General features: G+C 45.7%; 17 protein-coding genes, 1 pseudogene and 1 riboswitch. Of the genes and pseudogenes, 7 read left to right on the top strand and 11 right to left on the bottom strand.

All coding sequences use genetic code 11. The features are described from left to right. The first annotated feature begins 15 nt into the window (after positions 1-15). Together ABA45_RS08355 and ABA45_RS08360 are read left to right on the top strand one after the other, a co-directional pair. Positions 16-363 (top strand): copper resistance CopC family protein, encoded by a 348-nt coding sequence (locus ABA45_RS08355; RefSeq protein WP_048385288.1) that lies wholly within the window; start codon positions 16-18, stop codon positions 361-363. Positions 364-402: 39 nt separating this feature from the next. Next, on the top strand, positions 403-1,305 hold the full coding sequence (locus tag ABA45_RS08360; RefSeq protein ID WP_048385290.1) for a copper resistance D family protein: 903 nt from the start codon (positions 403-405) through the stop codon (positions 1,303-1,305). Between the two features lie 100 nt (positions 1,306-1,405). On the opposite strand, the gene ABA45_RS08365 is transcribed toward ABA45_RS08360, so the two are convergent. From ABA45_RS08365 to ABA45_RS08375, 3 genes are read right to left on the bottom strand one after another with little or no spacing between them, the layout of a single operon-like run. Next, a complete protein-coding gene (locus tag ABA45_RS08365) occupies positions 1,406-2,098 on the bottom strand; it encodes a hypothetical protein (protein WP_048385292.1) in 693 nt (230 codons plus the stop codon). 15 nt (positions 2,099-2,113) lie between these two features. Next, positions 2,114-2,848: a HupE/UreJ family protein gene (locus ABA45_RS08370; protein ID WP_198147087.1), complete on the bottom strand. Its 735-nt coding sequence runs from the start codon at positions 2,846-2,848 to the stop codon at positions 2,114-2,116. Positions 2,849-2,894: 46 nt separating this feature from the next. Further along, entirely contained in the window at positions 2,895-3,257 is a 363-nt protein-coding gene (locus tag ABA45_RS08375) for a hypothetical protein (RefSeq protein ID WP_048385294.1), read from the bottom strand. An 81-nt stretch (positions 3,258-3,338) separates the two neighbouring features. Between ABA45_RS08375 and ABA45_RS08380 the strand changes: the two genes are divergently transcribed. From ABA45_RS08380 to ABA45_RS08390, 3 genes are all read left to right on the top strand, one after another. Then, complete coding sequence (locus tag ABA45_RS08380; protein WP_048385296.1) at positions 3,339-3,617, top strand: metal-sensing transcriptional repressor; 279 nt, start codon at positions 3,339-3,341, stop codon at positions 3,615-3,617. Between the two features lie 120 nt (positions 3,618-3,737). Beyond that, positions 3,738-4,088 carry a DUF3147 family protein gene (locus tag ABA45_RS08385; protein WP_048388837.1) on the top strand — a complete coding sequence of 117 codons (351 nt, stop codon included), beginning with the start codon at positions 3,738-3,740 and terminating at the stop codon, positions 4,086-4,088. 82 nt (positions 4,089-4,170) lie between these two features. After that, a riboswitch (yybP-ykoY riboswitch) is annotated at positions 4,171-4,333 on the top strand. A 13-nt stretch (positions 4,334-4,346) separates the two neighbouring features. Further along, complete coding sequence (locus ABA45_RS08390; RefSeq protein ID WP_048385298.1) at positions 4,347-4,904, top strand: manganese efflux pump MntP; 558 nt, start codon at positions 4,347-4,349, stop codon at positions 4,902-4,904. A 166-nt stretch (positions 4,905-5,070) separates the two neighbouring features. Here ABA45_RS08390 and ABA45_RS08395 read toward each other — a convergent pair whose 3' ends face one another. Beyond that, a complete protein-coding gene (locus ABA45_RS08395; protein ID WP_048385300.1) occupies positions 5,071-6,072 on the bottom strand; it encodes an AraC family transcriptional regulator in 1,002 nt (333 codons plus the stop codon). A gap of 1,606 nt (positions 6,073-7,678) precedes the next feature. On the opposite strand from ABA45_RS08395, the gene ABA45_RS08400 reads away from it, so the two are divergent. After that, the gene (locus ABA45_RS08400; protein WP_048385302.1) at positions 7,679-9,082 is read left to right on the top strand and encodes an aldehyde dehydrogenase family protein; all 1,404 of its coding nucleotides are present in this window, start codon (positions 7,679-7,681) and stop codon (positions 9,080-9,082) included. A 36-nt stretch (positions 9,083-9,118) separates the two neighbouring features. Then, the gene (locus ABA45_RS08405) at positions 9,119-10,222 is read left to right on the top strand and encodes an NAD(P)-dependent alcohol dehydrogenase (protein ID WP_048385305.1); all 1,104 of its coding nucleotides are present in this window, start codon (positions 9,119-9,121) and stop codon (positions 10,220-10,222) included. 683 nt (positions 10,223-10,905) lie between these two features. Here the strand turns inward: ABA45_RS08405 and ABA45_RS08410 are convergent. From ABA45_RS08410 to dctP, 7 genes and pseudogenes are all read right to left on the bottom strand, one after another. Next, positions 10,906-12,567 carry a long-chain-fatty-acid--CoA ligase gene (locus ABA45_RS08410; RefSeq protein WP_048385307.1) on the bottom strand — a complete coding sequence of 554 codons (1,662 nt, stop codon included), beginning with the start codon at positions 12,565-12,567 and terminating at the stop codon, positions 10,906-10,908. A 10-nt stretch (positions 12,568-12,577) separates the two neighbouring features. Next, positions 12,578-14,029: an OmpP1/FadL family transporter gene (locus ABA45_RS08415; RefSeq protein WP_048385308.1), complete on the bottom strand. Its 1,452-nt coding sequence runs from the start codon at positions 14,027-14,029 to the stop codon at positions 12,578-12,580. Between the two features lie 25 nt (positions 14,030-14,054). After that, positions 14,055-15,923, bottom strand: coding sequence for a fatty acid desaturase (locus tag ABA45_RS08420; RefSeq protein ID WP_084708294.1), 1,869 nt, complete (start codon positions 15,921-15,923; stop codon positions 14,055-14,057). Positions 15,924-16,635: 712 nt separating this feature from the next. Then, positions 16,636-16,962: pseudogene (locus ABA45_RS19770) on the bottom strand (FAD-dependent oxidoreductase). Between the two features lie 105 nt (positions 16,963-17,067). Further along, complete coding sequence (locus ABA45_RS08425; protein WP_014871066.1) at positions 17,068-18,390, bottom strand: TRAP transporter large permease; 1,323 nt, start codon at positions 18,388-18,390, stop codon at positions 17,068-17,070. Between the two features lie 3 nt (positions 18,391-18,393). Continuing rightward, positions 18,394-18,951, bottom strand: coding sequence for a TRAP transporter small permease subunit (locus ABA45_RS08430; protein ID WP_014871067.1), 558 nt, complete (start codon positions 18,949-18,951; stop codon positions 18,394-18,396). 64 nt (positions 18,952-19,015) lie between these two features. Then, positions 19,016-20,086 carry a TRAP transporter substrate-binding protein DctP gene (gene dctP / locus ABA45_RS08435; RefSeq protein WP_048385312.1) on the bottom strand — a complete coding sequence of 357 codons (1,071 nt, stop codon included), beginning with the start codon at positions 20,084-20,086 and terminating at the stop codon, positions 19,016-19,018. Positions 20,087-20,204: the final 118 nt, after the last annotated feature.

Raw genomic sequence — 20,204 nt, forward strand, 5'->3', positions numbered from 1 at the left:
GAAAGGTGAATTGTTATGAAAAAAATCCAAATATTAATAGCCATTGGGGCTCTAACCGCATCGTCTTCAGTCTTTGCACATTCAATGATGGAAAGCACATTCCCGCAGGATGGAGCAATGGTGATGGAGCCAACCAGGCATGTCGAAGTAAATTTCGACATGCCTATGAAATTGATTAATCTAAAGGTGATCGGTGCTGATGGAAGGCCAATTGCTGTTGACTACGAACGCGCTAAAGAAGCGGGTACCCATTTTAAGGGAATGACACCCGTATTAGTGCCTGGCAACTACACCGTGCACTGGAAAGCGTTGGGCGACGATGGCCACATGATGGACGGTACGTTTGGTTTTATGCAGCATTAGTAGAGTTTGTATTTTTAACTCGGGCCAACGGTGTTTAGGATGGAACTGGAACTAACTTCCTGGGAATTTTCGACGCTGATAACCCGTTGGCTTTTGTATGTCGGTGTGGCCGGGTCTGTTGGCGGGGTTTGCAGCCTCTATCTTTTAAAAGCGCACAGAGGACTGCAAGGCGCCTTGCTGAAGTACGCGTTCTGTGCGGTTTTATTAGCAGTTACAAGTGCTTTTGCGTACTTTTTTGTGAGAGTGGGCGCTGTCCTTGAAGAAGGCATTTCTGGCATGTTTGAGCCAGATATCGTTCTGATTATATGGAACTCTGCGGTTGGAGAGGCGCTTCTGTTAAGGGTTCTCGGGCTGTTTCTGCTGCTAGTTGCGCTGGTTTTTTTGTGGCGCAAAAGAAGATTGCCCGCTATCTGGGTTGAACCGGGTGCGAGGGTTGCATGGCTAGGGTTTTCTGGGTTACTACTCACGGCAACCTCTTTTACCGAGGCCGGTCATGCGGTTTCACAGTCGTGGGTTTTTCAACTTGTGCTTGTTGTACATCTATCGTTAGCCGCTTGGTGGGTGGGTACCTTGTATCCCTTGTGGTTAGCGTGCCACCGTCTAGCTTTTGCTGAAGCACATGCGGTGCTGCATCGCTTTGGACAGTTTGCGGTTGCTGCTGTTTTGTTAATTGTTTTGGCAGGTCTCTATCTATCTTATCAACTGACGGCCTGGAACAATTTGTTTACAAGCAGTTATGGTCTGTTTTTAATCACTAAATTGGTCTTGGTTCTACTTCTGTTAGGGCTGGCGGCTTTACACAAATTCGTTCTTGTACCGCAGTTGTTATCTTCGCAAGATGCTAGTCGGTTAAAAAAATCGCTGCTTATCGAAAAATTTACCGGTGCCGGAATATATTTCATCACGACAGTGCTGACGACACTCGTGGGTCCGATGATGTGATGTAATCCCGTCAGAGCAGGTCATATGTGAGTCGTGCCCTACTGAGCCCATCTAAAGTCGACAGGCCCGGCCGTGACAGCGATCATTCAGATTACTGTTATCACATCGCCCTTTTTAGCTCACCGTAGTCACCATCAGTGCGAAGCATCAGTGTGACGTCATTGTCGTTGCGATTACGGAAGAACCAGCCGTGGTTGCCGTTAAACGCAGCTTTCAGCTCGCCTTCGTCTTCAAGGACACCCCGGCCTTTTTCGTAGGAAATGGACTGCCCGCCGCCATCACCGTGGGTGTCGAAGTTGAGAGGGCCGCCTTCAGATACCCAAGCAAACCGGGCGACGGCTCCTTCTTGCATAGTGAGTTTGAACTCTGTGCCTTCACCCGGGGTGAGGACAACACGGACCTCGTCCTGCCATTCGGGTTCAGCTGCCATTGTCGGGGCAGGTTGCTCCACTTTCGGCGCGACCTCAGGCTCAACTTCAACTTCAACGTCAACAACCGCTGCCTCAAAAACAGGCTCAACGGGTTCTGAAACAGCCTCTTTGATGGAGGGTTGCACCGCCACCATCTGCGCGGCCTCGTCGGCGGCTGCTTCTTCCAGCAGTTGTATCTTGATTTCACCCATCTCCGTCAAACCTAGCAGACGACCAGCGCCGGTAGGGTCCAGAGCGAACTCGGAAGGCATTACCACGGTTACCAGTAGAACCAGCGCTACGATGGCGGCAATGATGGTGGATCGAGTCAGCTGCGCGGAGCTGGGTAGTTCACTACGTAGGGGCATATCGGTGTTATACATAAAAGATCTCCAGAATTAAGCGACGAAATAACCGGTGAGCTGAAAGCCGAAGAGCAGGAAGCCGGCGCTCATCATGGCCACGTTGGCGTTATAGGCATGGCGGAAAAAGCCATCGGTTTTACGCCAGTAGCTCATAACGATGAGAATCATCGCCAAAGCCAGAAGCTGGCCGATTTCCACGCCCACATTGAACGCGAGAAGATTCGGTATCAGCCCATCCGGGGAGATGTCGTACTCAATGATTTTCGTGGACAGGCCAAAGCCATGGAAAAAGCCGAAGATCAGGGTGGCGGCTTTGATGTTGGGTTGGACTCCGAACCAGCGCTGATACGCGCCCACGTTATCCAGTGCTTTGTACACCACTGAGAGCCCGATGATGGCGTCAATAATGTAGCTGTTTATGCCGACATTGAAGTACACGCCCAATAGCATGGTGGTGGAATGTCCCAAGGCAAAGAGGCTTACGTAGATTGCGATGTGCTGCATGCGGTAAAGGAAGAAGATGACTCCCAGAAGAAACAGCAGATGGTCATAACCGGTGACCATGTGTTTGGCGCCGAGATAGATGAATGCAATGAGGTTTACCCCGGATATTTCCTGGATGTACCCCTTGTCGCCTTGGGCAATGGCATGGGCCAGCACCTCGGCGCTCATTCCGAGTAACCCCATTGTGAGAAATACCCAGATCAGACGACGACCGCCTGCGGCTGTGCGCGCACGCCAATGGCCGTCAAACAACGTTGATAACATAACAACTCCAATAATTTCGTTTTAAAAAGCTGCAGTGCAGCGAGGCTTAAACAACCAGAGAAGTTTTTGGCGGGCGATCTAGCCGGAAACGAAAGGTGCGGGGAGAATCTCCGGCGTAGGATATAGGCAGTCGGAGCGAGATTGAGTAACCAGTGAGGATGCGGGTCGTCAGGCGATCTGCGGATTCATGGCTGTGATTGCTCGCGTCGTGGTGAGGGTGACTGTTTGACGTTTCGTCAACATCGTCATGATTGTGAGACTGGCCATCGTGACCCTCGGAAACAAGAGCACTTAGCTCTGCGACACCGTGAGACGACACCCCGCCAACGACCGAGAGCGTCATCCCATCCAGCGCAAGCAGCAGGGCAAGAAGCGGAATCAAATTTTTACGGTGGGTGGCCGTCACCATAGGTGTCAGTTCTTTAGTCAGGCTATTGGATTAATTCAGTGAGAGAGGATAGCATCCTCCCTAGGGGGATAGGAATTAAATATGGCGAATGATCAAACGCACCACTCGCATCTGCAAATCGTCAAGCGCCTGAAGCGGGCTCAAGGTCATTTGGGCAGCGTGATAGGGATGATTGAGGCAGGGCGATCCTGCCTGGAACTGGCGCAGCAGCTTCATGCCGTTGAAAAAGCCATTCAACAGGCAAAACGGGTGTTGGTACAGGACCATATCGAGCACTGCCTGGATGATGCGATTGGCCCGCTGGAACCGGAACAGAAAAGCCGTGTTGATGAGTTCAAAGCCATTGCTCGTTATCTTTGAACGTTGTTGAATCATGCTTGATAGTCTGGAATACCGAACGCGTTGGTACCTGTTCTTCGCTTGTTAGTTGTTTTGCGGAGCATCGGGGACTGGAGAGGTTTGAGTTCAGAGGATTTTCAATTGGCCTGGATAATCACAAAATACGCCATCACAGCTCTGCTTGTGGTTTTGATCTCAGAAGTGGTCAAACGCAGTGATAAGTTGGGCGCACTGATTGCGGCGTTGCCGATGGTAACGGTCTTAGCCATGATCTGGCTTTACCTGGAGGGCCAGCCAGCCGAAAAGATCAGCAACCACGCCTGGTATACCTTCTGGTATGTTTTGCCTACGTTACCAATGTTCCTGGTTTTTTCGATCCTTCTGTCTCGGCTCGGCTTTTGGGGGGCTCTTGCGGCAAGTGCCATTATCGCTGTGGTGTGTTTTAGCGTCTTGGCTCTGGTAGTTAAGCGATTTGGCATTATCTTGCTATAGCCATAAAGCTTCAGGTGATTGTGAGGTCGCGGAAGTGGGTTCATTTCTTTGCCACTTGATTTAAAAGTCGGTTGTGTTAAATTTGGCGCTCTTTGGGGAGTAGCCTGCTTCCGGCATTCGGAAGAGTTCGTGTCAACATACCTGGCCAAATGCCATGGTGCGAACACCTCTCGGTTGGCGAGACCATCGATATATCCATGCCTGATGGTCGGGCGTGTGGATATGTCGTGGACTCAACGCCCGGCCGGAGAACATCGAATGAACCCCATAGCCCTTCCGTTATTGGCTCTTTCAATGTCTACTGATGCGTTTGCAGTGGCCATATGTAAGGGCGCAAGCCTTAAAAACCCCCGGTTCTTCGAAGCGTTAAGAATGGGTCTCATTTTTGGATTAATTGAGGCCATTACTCCCCTTATCGGTTGGTTAATCGGCAATATAGCCGCGCCTTATGTGGATGTTTGGGGTCACTGGATAGCGTTCGCGTTATTGGTGGTTCTTGGCTTACACATGTTTTATGAAGGCCTGAATCCATGTAGGGAAGAGATAGAACAACCCTCCAGACATTCTTTTTTTAAGATTGCTTTGACCGCATTTGGCACCAGTATTGATGCGATGGCAGTGGGTGCAAGCCTGGCATTTTCAGAGGTAAACATATTTCTCGCCGCTGGCCTCATTGGCTTGGCCACAACGGTAATGGTTACGTTAGGCGTCATGTTGGGACGAGTCGTGGGTTCACTGTTCGGCCAGAAGGCTGAATGTATAGGCGGCCTGACATTGATTGCCGTTGGTGTATGGATATTGTCAGGCAAGTTTTAACTCTCAGTAATTGATCTATTCCGGGCCAATAAAAATGCAACGGGCAGGTTTCACCTCTCACTGTCACCAAGATCACTTGGCATTTACGCCTCTTTATGCGATAAATTTGAAGGCAAAATTTTTCTGGCGCAAGTAAAGAGAGTTAAACTAGTTTTTTAAAAAGTCTTTACCGGCGATAGTTTCCGACCGTTTTACCCGTCCATTTTTTAAAAGCATGACGAAAATTTGTAGCATCACTATAACCTAACCTATCGGCAATTTCGTCGATGCTCAAATTTGTACCCCTAAGATACTCAATCGATAATTTTTTGCGCACATCAGATAGAATATTTTGGAAGCTGGTTCCCTGATTAGTAAGTTTTCGACGAAGGGTACGTGAGGACATATTGAAGTGCTTTGCTAAGGTTTCAATATTACTCGCACTATGAATGTCTTGCGTCATAACGACAAAAACTTCATGTGCAATGCCACCGGTTGTCGACATTATTAATATAATGTCATCACATAGTTCTTTTATGGATTGAGAAGTAATGGAATTTGCTTTCTGCAAGGGACTATCTAGCCAGCCACTGTGAAAGCGCAGTTCGTTAAATTCCTGATCGAATCTAACAGGACAATCAAGAGTTTCCAGATAAACGTCTGCGTATTCTGTTTTTGGATATTGCGCCCAGATTTCAATGAAACGGAAATCAACACCAACCATGTCTTTGAATAATGAATATACGAGAGTAAATTGAACCTCTAAGTTGAATTTATGCAATTCCGAGATTTTAATTAGATCTTCCATTCGAAAAGACGCGACCAAGTTTTCTTCATCTATTATTAGTGACATTTTTACGGTTGGCGTTGCCATCTGGTGGTAATTAATTGAAAAAAGTAATGCCTCTCGCAATGTTGCAGATGAAATTAGGGCATAACCGTAAAGTCCGTAATCAGTAACACACAATAGGCGACCTGTACGTAGACCAATAGCGGGATCCGTGGATAGACGGGTAGCATTTTTATACGCGAGGATGACCTGACGGTGAGAAATACGGGTGCTGTTAGAATTGATATCATCTTCTGACAAGTTGGTACCTTGAAGAAGTTGTTCAGCACTGGTTCCTTGTTTTTGTAAAATTGAGAGAATCTTGGCAATTTTGTAAGTTGGATATATCTTCGCGTCCATCTTGATCACCTTCAAAAATCGTTGCAATTTAATACGAATTGATTTTGCACTTAAGCTGGAAGAAGCCTAAATTCTTTTAAAGAACACAAACTTCATCTTTTAACGGTGATGGGTAGTATCATTCAATATTATCAGGTTTAAAATTTTATCTATAATTATCATATATTTATAGGTCAACTACTAACGAGAAGGTTCATTGGTAGGCACAATATAAAAACAATGATTGACAAGACAACCAACATTATAACCGAAAATTGTGCACAAACTAATCAATTTATGGGTCTACCCAGATTATTATCCACCACGGAATACACTCAAAACAGGTTACCCGCCAAGGCCATCTGACCTTCCGCAATCTGACCTTGTTTGATCGGAACTCCTCAGCATTGAGATTGACTAACTTCTTAGTGCCTTTGATCGTGAACACGTGAGTAGGAGCCTCATGCTGCCACTACAGAAGACTTATTCACCATTCCTATAAAGTGAATTGAGCAACTGCGCAATAGATTTCTTACGCGGGGCACACAACAGCGATTCTTGCTGCACCAGATTTCAACAGCGTGATTGTGTGATTTTGGCACCGCATTATCTTACTAGAAGCTGTGTATCTGCGTTGACCGAAGTACGCTTGAACGATCTGGAGCTTGGTCCCAGTGCTCGGCTGCGCTTCTGCGGAAAGAGATGTTAAGAGCGTGTGACTCCGTTGTGGTCTGGGACGGCCATGAAGCTTTAAAGCTGGCGGCAAGCTTGAAATCGAGTTAGCTATTGCGCACTAGCCAAATTTGGTCAAGCAACGGGTATTGCGACATCTAGTTCAAAACTCAAATGCTAGGCAATTGCTGTAAGTTAACGTAGATATAACCGTCACTGTCCTTTGGCTAAATTATGAAAGCCAAGTGACAATCCGCGAACGTGTCGACGCGGATCTGGCGACTAAGGAGCATGTATTAAAAAGCCTTCGCACTCCGCCAAACGCATCGGTGCGATACCTCCTGAAGGATTGCACTTTATAATTTCTGATAAAGCTTTTATAGGTATATAAATTAAGATGATGGACTAACTTGTTGTCTTTTGTAAGAAAACTGATTCCTGTTGGTGTCTAATGTACGGCGTGGCTAAAAAAAGGCTAAGAAAAGTTCATTAGCCCTAGTAACCCAGCGACGGACATCGATAGGCTAATTTTTCTGTCTTAGCTCGAAGGGCTAATAGTAAAGGTACCAAAGTCGTATATATTTTTAAGCTGCTCTTTACAGTAAAAATGCGCCGTAGAAATTGCAGACTCATCGTAGATGCAGATTTTGTGCTTAAAAATAGTTTTTGATAAAAACCGGTCAACCTAAGAAAATGTTTCTAATATCAAAAAATTTAACTATGTTTCATTTGAAGTCATAATACTCTGTTTAGGCTGTTCGTTTTAAAACATACTTTATACACATAGAATATATAGTGAAAGCCTTAAGATTAACAAAGCAAAAATGCTATATGTCCGAGATTCACACAACAATGACCCACTTGGACCTAGATATTTATTGTAGTCAAAGTGATAGTATAATTGGCGTTAAATGCGTAACGCGTGAAAAAATTTAGTTAAATAGCGGAGGCATGTATGCGAACAGTAAAATTACTGATCAATGGGCAGTTAGTTAATGGCCATAAAAATATAGATGTAATCAACCCTGCGACTGGCAAAGCTTTTATGCAGATCCCAGTAGCTTCCGAAGCTCAAGCACTTGAAGCTGTAGTTGCGGCTAAAGCGGCATTCCCCGGCTGGGCAGCAACTAAGATCGAAGATCGCCAAGCAATGCTCCGTAAGCTAGCCGATCGCTTGCAAGAGAACGCGGAAGAATTTGCGAAGGTACTTGTACTAGAGCAGGGCAAGCCGCTTGCGGAAGCCACTGCAGAAGTTCTTTATGCGGAGACCTTTTTACGATATTTTGCAGCCTTTAATTCAAGCATGGAAACAATTCAAGACGATGATGAAATGCAAGTTGAAGTTTATCGCAAACCTCTTGGTGTTGTAGTAGGTATTGCACCCTGGAATCTACCGCTTCTAATAGGTGCCAATAAACTTGGGCCTGCTCTCGTTACTGGTAATACCATTATTTTAAAACCAGCTCCAACAACAAGTGTTACATCACTTATGCTGGGTGAGTTAGCTAAAAATATTTTCCCGGCGGGCGTCATCAATATCATTGCCGACGAAAATGATTTGGGTCCGATTTTGAGCAGTCATCCCGATGTTGCAAAAGTCAGTTTTACAGGGTCTACCGTTACGGGGCGAAAAGTTGCACAAACAGCAGCATCTTCACTAAAAAGACTTACGTTAGAACTTGGCGGTAACGACGCAGGTATTGTTTTAGATGATGTCGACGTTTCAAAAATAGCGGAACGGATATTCGCAGGTGCATTTATGAACTGTGGACAAGTCTGCATCGCCTTAAAACGTTTATACGTACACGAAAACCAATATGATGAAATGTGTGATGCATTGGCAAATATTGCAAATAATACTAAGGTCGGAGACGGACTCGACAACGGAGTAAAAATTGGTCCACTACAAAATTTCATGCAATTTGAAAAGGCCCAAAAATATCTAGGCATCGCTGCCCGTGACGGAAAAGTTATTGCAGGCGGCGCGGTTCTAGATCGGCAAGGTTATTTTATTCAACCGACTATCGTACGCGACATTGATGATAGTTCACCACTAGTATCAGAAGAACAATTCGCGCCAATTTTACCAATTATAAAGTACAGGGATGTGAATGACGTTATTAAACGTGCCAACAACTCTGAATATGGTCTTGGTGGTTCTGTGTGGTCATCTGACGTTATTCGAGCAAAGGAAGTTGCATCTCAAATTTCCACCGGTACCGTTTGGATCAATCACCACTTGCATTTTGGTCCACACATACCGTTCGCAGGAGCTAAACAATCTGGATTGGGAGTTGAATTCAGCAAAGAAGGTATTTCAGAATTTACTCAATGCAGCGTCATTAGTGTTGCAAAATAGAAAAGCGATTAATAATAAATACAATAGGAACGCATTATGGATATAATTGCTGCAGTAACTCGCGGAAAATCAGAAGATTTTTTAGTGGAAACCATTCAAATTGATGACCCACGGCCTGGTGAAGTTCGAGTAAAAGTTATAGCAACAGGTATGTGCCACACAGACCTGGTAGTTAGAGATCAATATTTGCCTGTTCCTTTGCCAGCAGTGTTAGGTCACGAGGCTGCAGGAATTGTTGATGCAGTTGGTGAGGGAGTTAAAAAGTTAAAGCCTGGAGACCACGTTGTAATGACCTTCGATTCATGTCATCAGTGCCCAAGCTGTTACGAAGGCGACACAGTTTACTGCGAAAATTTTCTTGGTATCAACTTACTAAGCGCAGCTCGCCCTGATGGTTCTACCACACTAAGCCGTAATAACGAAGTGATACATAGCAATTTTTTTCAACAATCTTCATTCGCAAGTTATGCAATGGGTACAGAGGATAGTGTCGTTAAGGTGACAAAAGATGTTGAACTGGAAATTCTTGGTCCCTTAGGTTGTGGTATACAAACTGGTGCTGGTGCCGTTATGAACAGTCTTGCACCGGAAGCAGGTTCCACAATTGCGATATTTGGTGCAGGCTCCGTTGGTTTGTCTGCAATCATGGCTGCACGCATTGTAGGTTGCACTATTATTATAGCTGTAGACATTATGCCAAGTCGCCTTAAAATAGCTCTGGAACTAGGCGCTACACATACATTAAATCCTCAAGATGGTGATATAGTTGAAGCTATTCATGCCATTACGGGCGGCGGCGTAAATTATTCCCTGGAAGCAACTGCTATTCCGGCTGTATTCTGTCAAGCTGTTGATAGTTTGGCTGTACGGGGTGTTTGTGGCTTAATCGGTCTTCCACCGGCAGGTACAAAGGTAAGTCTCGATATGGTAAATTTACTTCTGGGTCGAACGGTTCGGGGTATTATAGAAGGAGACAGCAAGCCTGATACTTTTATTCCTAAACTAATTGAATTATACCGGCAAGGTCGCTTTCCATTTGACAAACTTATAAAGTTCTATGATTTAAAGGATATCAATCAAGCAGCGCACGACAGTGAAACCGGATTGGTTATCAAACCTATTATAAGGATGCCTCATTAATAGTTAATTATAAATCTGATTACGCAACCGTCACAATAGTAGATGCTATGTCAATAAAATGATGGTTAACTTTTTTAAACGGCAAGGTTGCAAGCCAACTAGTCGATTGTGCATAATGCCGTTAATGTCACTATATTTGAGTGTTTTACGTAAAAAATGCTCTTCAACCGGTTATCATTTTACTGATAAACTATTTGAAGAGCATTAACTTGATATTCCATTAGTAAGTGAAGCTTATAGTTGCAGAAAAACCCACAGTTGTTTCTTTATGTTCAGAAAATTTGCTGTAGATATTATATTTTTGAATGTTAAGATTTTAAGTCCTATTGTCGTATGTAGAATTAATTGATTCATTACCCGTAGGTTCTTTTAAGGAAGGTGAGGTATAAAAAAAATGAGTAAGTCACTCGGTGCATAGCGACAACAAACTGGTTTCAACAAAGGAAATGCAGGAATCATTATTTGTGCATGATACCGGTATTTCTAATATAGAAATTTTGCAATTGTTAGATTACGGAATATTAAAATCACCAACAATAGTATAAGTTTCTTTGTTTTTGTACGACCGTATAATTTATTTTTTCCTTTAAATGACGGGTGTTTTATTTAAAAATAAAAAATTAAGAAACACATAATACTTTAACTAAAATCAGCTAAAGATCCTCGAAACATATCTGCAGTCATTATTTTTGTTCGCTTAAAATACGTTCTTCTCCATAATAAATATCTGGGAATTGATAGTCTAAAACCAACTTTCGCAGGCACTTTTTTGAAATTTTACCAGTAGCCGTGTGAGGAATCTTATCAATTAAAATAAGCCCGTTGGGAAGCCACCATTTTGCTACTAAAGGTTTAAGGTGCTCATTCATATCTTCAAGATTTAGAGTCTTGCCTTCTTTTAAGAACACAAATATCAGTGGACGCTCTTCCCATTTAGGATGAAAGTGACTGATCACGGCTGCTTCTTGAACTGCTGGGTGAGAAAGTGCTGCATTTTCGATGTCTATAGAGCTGATCCACTCACCTCCTGATTTGATAACATCTTTCGAACGATCGGTGATTTGCATATACCCGCTTCTATTAATCGTCGCTACATCTCCTGTTTCAAACCACATATCATCGTCAAGTGCAGTTGTATCAGACTTAAAGTACTGTTTCAGAACCCAAGGACCACGTGACATTAAATTACCCTGAGTCCTACCATCCCAAGGTAAGAAATCACCGGTATCAGATTTAATTGACATTTCAATACCCATAACACCGCGTCCCTGCATACATTGCAGGTTATTAAGCTCATCTCCACTTAAATTTGAGTTCAGACTATTCGGTTTACAAACTGTTCCGAGTGGACTAAGTTCAGTCATACCCCAAACGTGACTTACCCACACTCCGTACTTATCTTTAAATGTTTTAATCATAGATCGAGGAGCAGATGAGCCCCCGATGATGATATTTTCTATTTTACCTAAGCCTTTTCCGGTTTTCTCAAGGTAGGTCAGTAATCCAGACCAAATGGTGGGTACCGCGGCACTAATTGTTACTCCCTCATCAACAATGAGATTGTGAAGAGTTTCAGCGTCGTGATGTGGTCCAATCAGAACTAATTTGGCACCGAGGCCTGCGGTGCCATAGGGAATCCCCCATGCATTGGCGTGAAACATGGGTACGACGGGCATCACTACGTCGAGTGATCCTATGTTAAAGGCATCTTTGCCCATAGCTGACATGGTGTGAAGGTAATTTGAACGGTGACTATAAAGCACGCCTTTTGGGTCGCCAGTGGTTCCAGATGTATAGCAGAGAGAGCTGGCAGTATTTTCGTTAAATTCAGGCCATGAGTATTGACCATTTTCACCGTTGAGTAATTCCTCATAACATAAAAAATGCACTGAGCTTTGGGCAGGCATGTGCTCTGGGCCTACCATGATTACAAAATGTTTGACTGTTTCTAATTGGCTAGCAATGTCTTGCACGATTGAGACAAAAGATAGATCAACAAACAATACAATATCTTCGGCGTGATTAATTATGTAAATCAGTTGTTCCGGGAATAAACGGGGGTTGACTGTATGTGTCACTGCTCCCATGCCTGAAGTACCAAACCAAATTTCTAAGTGGCGGTGCGTATTCCAGGCCAGTGTACCGACGCGGTCTCCTGATTTTATACCTAAACGGCTAAGTGTTTGCGCTATTTTTTTCGAACGCTGCGAAACGGCGCCGTAATTTGTTCTAAGCATGCCGCCTTCCGGCAGCATGCTAATAATTTCAACCTCAGTATGATTTTTTTCTGAAAACTGTATAAACCTAGAAATTAAAAGAGGCCAGTCTTGCATCAATCCGTTCATTTTTTTATCTCTAGTTACCAAAGTTATATTGGGCTGATAAACCAAAGGCTAATATTGTACCGCCATACTTAAAGGAATCTCTGTTAGATGTGAAACTCAGCGTATCAGCGTCGATGAGGTTAGGTAGAGAAAATCCACCTAGGTTTTGACTTTTACCGACTGCAATTTCACGATCTTTATAATTTGTGACTTGTATTGCGGTTGATAAAATCCATCCGGATTTATTTTCATTGGCCCTTTGATCATAGCTCACGCCAAAACTAAAGATATTGCGGTCGGAATCATAAACAAGAATATCAACATACTGATCATCAAAGATAGACTCGTCGAACGCATAGCCAGCCATTAATGTTGTGTGGTTCGTTATCTTATATTCTAAGCCGGTTCGCAAAGTCCAGGCATTGTTGGCTTTGTAATCTACTTGTAAGTCATTTATAAAGCCAATAAGCGGAGCATCAAATTTAAATTTTGTAGTTGAACCAATGCCATCAGCACTTGCCCAATTGGTCCATTGAGTATCAACAGACCAAGCAAGTTTGTTGGGAATCAACTGGTATTCTGCGCCAACTTGTATATGGCCCGGCATATCCAACTCTAGATCGTACCGCACGGTCTGCTTGCCTAAGCCAGCTGGGTCCAGATCTAGTGTTAAATCGCCGGAAAAACTCATGTCAGTTTTGCTTCGGTAAACCGCTCCAAGTCGCAGACGAGGTGTTGCCTGATACTGCATGCCCAAGGTGAAAGAAAATTCGTTGAAAGAGGATTCAAAGCTGTCTGGTGGGATACCCAAGCCAACAGAATTATCGGTGTTTGTGGTAATTGAGCCTATCACTGGAGAGTTAAATGTTGTCGGTATTATGGTTCCGGCTCCACCGAGGGCGGGTGGTAAGGCTGCACCAAAACTTTGTGGAAGAAGGGACTCTGTGCGCAATTGTTTTAGGGCTATAATGTTTGATGATATTCCGACGGAAAATTTTTCATTTACTTTGTAAGCCAAAGTTGGAGATAGTTCTATGACAAACAACGACTGATCCGACATGTTAAAGCGATGAATCCCTTCATTATTTTCCCAATCGGCGGTAATTGCAAAAGGTGCCCCAAGGCCTAACCCAAGTGTTAGGTCCTTGGAAACAGGAGTATAGAAGGCCAAAGTCGGTGCAATAGCGACTTGACCTTCGGTGTTGGTTCTGTCAATCGAATGTCTTCCACCACTGTCTTGTAGATCGACCCCTGTGGTGTCTAACAGCCTGAGATTACCGCCAATAATCGTGTTTTCGAAGGCTGAAGCAGCAGCTGGGTTGTGATAAAACGCAGCGAAATCACCTTCTTTTGCAACACAGGCTCCCCCGACAGCGATACACTGTTCACTCATGCCAAGTGATTGAGTCCAACCAGCTGTAACGGGCCCTGCGGCTAAAAACACAATGGTACTAAACGCTATTTTTTTGTAATTTAGTTTCATATTCACGTCCAGTTATAATTTATGCTTAAATGTCGAGAACTATACGACCACCCTTGGCTCGGCCAACACAAACGCACATTTGGTCACCCGCTGCGCGCTCGGTATCGGTGAGGATTGCATCGCGATGCTCAATCTCTCCTGAAGCTACGGGCGTAATGCAAGAACCGCAAATACCTTGAGTACATGAACACGGAACTCCGCAATGATTTCTATTAAGTACATCGATCAGGAATTCGTCTGCAGCAACTTGGAATACTTTGCCTGAACTTGCTATTTTTACTTCAAATGGAAGATTTTCTAATTGTCCAAGATTACGTGAGACAAAGGTTTCTGAATGGATGAATGTGTCTGGCCAACTGTTTTCGCGAGCGGCAGAAACAATGGAACTCATAAACCCGCTGGGTCCACACATATAGAGTTCTTTGCCTTCAAACCATTTTCCAACGACTGCGTCTGCACTAAAGCGTTCATCAGTAGATTCATTATCAAAAAAATATGTAATTCGATCTGCAAAGGGTGATGAGGCCAAGGTACTTGCAAAGGCAAGCATTTTTTCGGATCGCGCTGCGATGGTCAGGCTAAATTTCTTTCCGAGTTGATGAAGTTTGTATGCCATGCTTAAAATCGGTGTAATTCCAATGCCACCGGCAATTAAGACATATTCTTGCGCTTCAGTGTTAAGTGGAAAATTGTTGCGAGGTTTGCTTATTTTTAAAGTCTTACCAGGAAACACTGTTTCGTGCAGTGCCAGTGATCCACCGCGTCCATTGACATCGCACTTAACGGCAATTCTATAGCTATCGCCATTGGTAGAGGGATCGCACAATGAGTATTGTCGGATTATTTTGTCAGAAATATACACGTCAATATGCGAACCTACAGAATAGGGAGGTAAGGTATTACCTTCCAGGAGAGGCACGAATTCGTAGCTTTTTATCCCTTGCGCAATATCGATGACTGATTGAACGGATACATCAATCCAATGAGCATTTTCCGCCATTGGTAGAATGATGTTTTTGGCGGGTGTGAAAAAGCTGCGTTGTGGAATGTTTTGTTGTTCAAACAGTATTTTGCCTGCTGCCCAAGCTTTGTGATATCGGTAAAAAGGAACGGAAGGCAGCAAATGGTGTATGAAGTGGATGGTTTGACCAAGCATTAGTAGATGACTGATTTTGTTGGTTTTGATATGAACCGTTGTTTGAAAAGGAGCTTTTTCCCAAGTGACGTTTTCTGGGTGCTGAATCCGAGCAAAGAAGTAGAGAACAAGCCACACACCAATGCGTTGTGGGATTACCCACAATAGAACGAATTCCATCGCGTAGGGTGAAAGTAGCCATGCCGCATGCCACCCGACGTAAACTGCAATACCGAGAGAGAACTCAAGTCTTTCGCCGATCGGTCGACTGGCCCAATGTCTTAGATACCAAACCGACCAGACTATATCTGGAAAAAATAGTACGAAAGGAGATAGCAGTGCAGGAGTTGCAACATATATTTCATCAGGATCTTTATCTTTGTTGCCTGTGAATCTATGATGTTCGAGGTGCAGGTAGCGGTAAATTCTTGTTGTTATGCCGGGCAACAACATAAAGCAGGATATTGTGCCGAGAATATCATTTATTACTCTATTACCCGATACTGTTCTGTGAGTCGCATCGTGTAATGGCGTAAACGCTAAGTAAATAGAAAACCCATTAATCGCAATTGTCAACGCTGTGGGCAGCTGACCTTGCAAATAATAGTAACTGCTTGTTAAAAATATCATGTATGCGATAGCGATAGTGCTGATTGGAATCCAAGAAAAAACCGGAATGGTTGTTATGGCCCGGAAACGGGGTTCTCTGATGACTTGTTCTAAAATTTCTTTAGTAGATACTGAAAATGCAAAAGCCATTTTATGACTCCTCAAACCGGCAAATAAAAGTATTGTTTTAAAGTCAACTTTTTTCGTGCCTTTTTGTTGTTTGGATTTTTCTACTTTAATTGTGTAACAAACCGTCTGGCGTCCTTTGACCTCAATTGCGTTTTAAATGTATCCTCTAGCGAATATTACTCTGGTATCAATCTGTGCCTAGGTTTATTTGGGCCAAGGGTATGTGAATTTCGGACAGAATTGTCTGTCTGTTTGTTCGTAACCGTTCGATTAACTTGCGGAATAATAAAAGCTCTATTTTCTTTAACATTCCGATGTAACAAGGCTGTGTTTGCCAAGCTGAGTCCGAACCAACTGGTTTAGAGTTAACACAGACATCGGGGTGCTTTAAGATACCGTTAGGCCAAAACGAATACCTGCAAGCGCGGGGAGCTCGGTCCCCTGTGAAGCCGTGAGAAGGCTTACTTAAATCAGCTTTTCAGTGGCGTCGAGAGTTTGCCGAATAGGACGTTGCGGATTCTATTAAGTTTCAAACCGATTGGTCTGCAAGTCCTTGCCGCAACTTTGTTTGGTTAGTTCGCCAGTGATTGAGCTTCATTATTCCCAAAACGATCTTCACGCTGCAGAAAAGACGCCAGGCAATTTAAAGCCTTGCATTCGACGGAGCTGCGGCGATCAGATAACCGAAAGGAAGCTGGAGAATAGGGTAGGTACTAAGTCGAGCTGGGCGCCATCACGATTGAGTTGATCCCGAATGGCCCGGCCGTCGATTTCCCACTGCGCAACCCCCATCGAGGGCCGATATGGCCGACGCCACGGCTTCGTGCTCGTCCGAAAGGCAGCGACCAGCCGCAAGCAGCCCTTCACCGCGTTTTGGTACGAAGCACTCGTACGCCACTTAGTAGTTGTCCTTGAGTAACCCATGAAGCTGGGGCCGATCTCCGCTGTGCAACTCAATTGGCCAGGGGGAACGGGCAATACTGGTCGGGGTCTTGGCGCCGCTGCGTACGGACGCGTCGGTAAGCTGCGCTACTCCCTGAATTTGCCGGCTCTGGCGAATCGCCGGCTACTCGTTCATTACCGACCATCAACGCGTCCGGTACAGATGAGAGCAATACTGTCGTCTTGACCCCAAATAGGACCTAGTGATTCTTCAGATTTCCCGTCACGAGAAACCTAAAAGTTTATCCGGCAGCCAGAGCACCAGGTTCGGAAAATACATGACAAGAATCAGAGTCAGTACCTGTAGGCCAATAAAAGGCAGCACGCCCTTGTACATCTGTACCGTAGTAACTGACTTAGGTGTTATACCGCGAAGATAGAAGATCGCCGGCGCCATAGGGGGGGTAAGGTAGCTGGTCTGGATCACGATAAGGAACAGGATGCAGAACCAGACCGGGTCAAAGCCCATACTCACCATGATAGGCGTGAACATGGGGATCATGATCAGTATCACCGAGATCCAGTCCAGGAATGCTCCACCCACGAATGCCATTAGCAGCACAACTCCCAATAGACCCCAGGGGCTCAGGTTGGAGGCGCCAACAAGTTCTTCTGTAAGAATTACACCGCCCGAACCGATAAATATCCCGGTGAGCATGCTTCCAGCCAGCAGAATAGTCATGATCATTGCAGTGATCCGCAAGGTCTTCAGAAACGCTTGGTGGAGAACAGTTAGGCTGAACTGGCCGTAGAAAATAGTTAGCAGCACCGCACCTGCCGCACCTAGGGCTGCAGCCTCGGTCGGGGAGGCCAAACCGAGCATTATGGAACCCAGTACTGCGAAAACCATTAGCATGGGGGGCACTAAAGCGGTGGCAGTGATTCGGAGCTTCTCGGACAGGGGGAGCTCAGGTTCGTCACCAGCGTGAATAACGGGGCCTGCTGACGGCTGTATGATGCAGCGTATGACTATGTATGCCATGTATAAACTAGCCATAATCAGACCAGGAAAAATCATTCCTAGCAGCAAGTCACCCACTGACACTTGGGCCAATGGCCCCATGATGACCACGACCACAGAGGGCGGAATCATGGTGCCAAGGCTACCGCCAGCGCAAATAGTGCCGGCCATTAATCCGTTGTCGTACTTGTACTTCATCATGATAGGAACTGCCAACAGCCCCACCACTACTTCGGTCGCGCCTATGACGCCGGTTGAGGCCGCGAAAACGATGCACATCAGAATAGTGCCGAGAGCCAGGCCGCCTGGAACACGGCGAGTCCATAAATGCATGGCTTCGAACAGGCGCTTGGCGATGCCTGCGCGCTCTAGCATGCAGCCCATGAAAACAAACAGTGTTACCGCGGCGAGTACGTAGTTTGAAGCCACGTCGCTAATCTTCTCGATAAACTGGTGGATTAACGCCTGGTCGAACACCATGTAACCGAAGACGGTTGCAGTGAACATCATCGCGAAAGCCACCGGTACACCGACCAGAAGCAGTGCAAAGAGTAGGGGGAACATATATAAGGGAAACAGCGACATGGGCTAGGGGGTCTCCGCTTGATGAGTGAAAATATCATCGGCCACGTCGGGGGAATCGTGTTCGACGCCGTTTCGCAGAATCTGGATGGCTCTGATTAACTCGGCCAGTGCCTGCAGCGCGAGGGCCAGAAAGCCTAGGGCGAAGGACACTCTGAAAGGCCAGATAGGTGGATTCCAGGCGGACATTCCGGTTGTCTCGCGGCTTAGAAATGCGTTAATGGCGTACTCATAAAGACCATAAGTCAGCCAGGCGCAGATCGGTATGACGATCACCACATAAGTAAGGATGTCTACAATGGCTCGGACTCTTGGCGTGAAATGCTGGTAGAAAATCTCTATGCGAATATGTGAACGCTCGCGCAAAGCATAAGCCATGCCAAGCAAAAAATTTGCGCCGGTTAGCATATACCCTAGCTCGAAAGCCCAGATAGTAGGCGTATTAAAGACATAGCGTGCGATGACTTCGTAGCAGCTTGCCAGCACTAGCGGAGCTACAAGCCAAGCGCCAACAACTCCCGTCGAGCCGATAATCCGATCGATCAGATTAAGGATGGCTTGCATAAGAACCTCGTGTTTCGGGCAAAAAAAAGGCTGCTGGGGGGTGCGACACAGCGGCCTTCGTTACTTATTTGCGAGTCAGGACCTTGCGGTAAGAGTCAGCGTCTTCCCAGAGTGCCAGGAACTCCTGCTGATTTTTGTAGACTCGGGCAAACCATTCGTTGTCGGTAGCCTGTTTTTCTGCCCAGGTCTTGGCGATTTCCTGGGCTTTAAACTGGACTTCAGGGTCCAGTTCGATAATTTCGTTGCCCTCTGCCACGTAGAATTTCATCGCTTTTGCATCTTCCTGCCCGATACGTAGCCAGCTGTTAAGAGTGGTCAGCTTTGCTGCAGTTTCGACGGCTTGCTTATCCTGGTCTGAAAGCGTGCCCCAGGCAGTCTTGTTTATGACCAGCTCAAAAGGAGCCACAGGCTGATGAATGCCGGGAATGATCACGTACTTGGCCACTTTGTGGAAACCCGGTGAGATATTCTCCCAAGGTGTTCCCCATTCAGTTGCATCAATGGCTCCTCGCTCAAGCATGGGGTAAACATCTCCGCCAGGCGTTGTTACCGGGGCAGCGCCCAAGCTTGCTGACATCTCTAGCCAGGCTCCGGCAGTACGTAGCTTAAGGCCCTGGAGGTCTTCGAGAGTTTTGACGGGTTTGCGGGAGTGTAGGAATACCTCTGCCGTCCTGATGAATAGTGGAAAGGAGATAACCTCAAATTTCTCTTCCCGGAACTCACGCTGCAGTTCCACACCACCACCCTGATAAAGCCAATGCAGCATTCGCTCTGAATCAGGACTACCTGCATAACCCCCAAACAGGACTGTTGTGCTGTCTTTACCCCAGTCGTAGCCCATCCAGGTGTGGCCCATCTCTGCAACCCCGTTTTTCACGGTTTCGGAGACCTTCAGGGCATTGCCTAGTGCGCCGCCTGTGAATACCTGGACCTTGATGCGGCCGTTGGAGATCTGTTCGACGTTGTCGGCAAAAGCCTGGGCTCCGATCGTGGAGAGCGGGCCGCCGGCCCAGCCTGTTGCCATCTTGAAGTTATGAACCGGCTCCTCGGCTTGAGCGGTGTGTATGGCCGAGAACAAAGTGACTACCATCGCGATGATGGTAAATTTCTTCAGAGTGAGTTGGAGTGATGCCATCTGCTCATGTCCTCTTCTGCCGTATATCGCGCGCACGCAACTTGGGCAGTATTGTTTTTGTTTAGACCAGTAGATCGGTTGGAACCAATGGCCTGATGCTTGTTACGAGGTTGAAGGC

Source organism: Marinobacter psychrophilus (assembly GCF_001043175.1).
Lineage (GTDB): Bacteria > Pseudomonadota > Gammaproteobacteria > Pseudomonadales > Oleiphilaceae > Marinobacter > Marinobacter psychrophilus.

What these genes read in the sequence shown, in the direction of transcription:
- ABA45_RS08370 (WP_198147087.1), bottom strand. Translation starts at nt 2,848, where the DNA reads ATGTTATCAACGTTGTTTGACGGCCATTGGCGTGCGCGCACAGCCGCA.
- ABA45_RS08375 (WP_048385294.1), bottom strand. Translation starts at nt 3,257, where the DNA reads ATGGTGACGGCCACCCACCGTAAAAATTTGATTCCGCTTCTTGCCCTG.
- ABA45_RS08395 (WP_048385300.1), bottom strand. Translation starts at nt 6,072, where the DNA reads ATGGACGCGAAGATATATCCAACTTACAAAATTGCCAAGATTCTCTCA.
- ABA45_RS08360 (WP_048385290.1), top strand. Translation starts at nt 403, where the DNA reads ATGGAACTGGAACTAACTTCCTGGGAATTTTCGACGCTGATAACCCGT.
- ABA45_RS08415 (WP_048385308.1), bottom strand. Translation starts at nt 14,029, where the DNA reads ATGAAACTAAATTACAAAAAAATAGCGTTTAGTACCATTGTGTTTTTA.
- ABA45_RS08400 (WP_048385302.1), top strand. Translation starts at nt 7,679, where the DNA reads ATGCGAACAGTAAAATTACTGATCAATGGGCAGTTAGTTAATGGCCAT.
- ABA45_RS08405 (WP_048385305.1), top strand. Translation starts at nt 9,119, where the DNA reads ATGGATATAATTGCTGCAGTAACTCGCGGAAAATCAGAAGATTTTTTA.
- ABA45_RS08430 (WP_014871067.1), bottom strand. Translation starts at nt 18,951, where the DNA reads ATGCAAGCCATCCTTAATCTGATCGATCGGATTATCGGCTCGACGGGA.
- dctP (WP_048385312.1), bottom strand. Translation starts at nt 20,086, where the DNA reads ATGGCATCACTCCAACTCACTCTGAAGAAATTTACCATCATCGCGATG.
- ABA45_RS08420 (WP_084708294.1), bottom strand. Translation starts at nt 15,923, where the DNA reads ATGGCTTTTGCATTTTCAGTATCTACTAAAGAAATTTTAGAACAAGTC.
- ABA45_RS08410 (WP_048385307.1), bottom strand. Translation starts at nt 12,567, where the DNA reads ATGAACGGATTGATGCAAGACTGGCCTCTTTTAATTTCTAGGTTTATA.
- ABA45_RS08380 (WP_048385296.1), top strand. Translation starts at nt 3,339, where the DNA reads ATGGCGAATGATCAAACGCACCACTCGCATCTGCAAATCGTCAAGCGC.
- ABA45_RS08365 (WP_048385292.1), bottom strand. Translation starts at nt 2,098, where the DNA reads ATGTATAACACCGATATGCCCCTACGTAGTGAACTACCCAGCTCCGCG.
- ABA45_RS08390 (WP_048385298.1), top strand. Translation starts at nt 4,347, where the DNA reads ATGAACCCCATAGCCCTTCCGTTATTGGCTCTTTCAATGTCTACTGAT.
- ABA45_RS08425 (WP_014871066.1), bottom strand. Translation starts at nt 18,390, where the DNA reads ATGTCGCTGTTTCCCTTATATATGTTCCCCCTACTCTTTGCACTGCTT.
- ABA45_RS08355 (WP_048385288.1), top strand. Translation starts at nt 16, where the DNA reads ATGAAAAAAATCCAAATATTAATAGCCATTGGGGCTCTAACCGCATCG.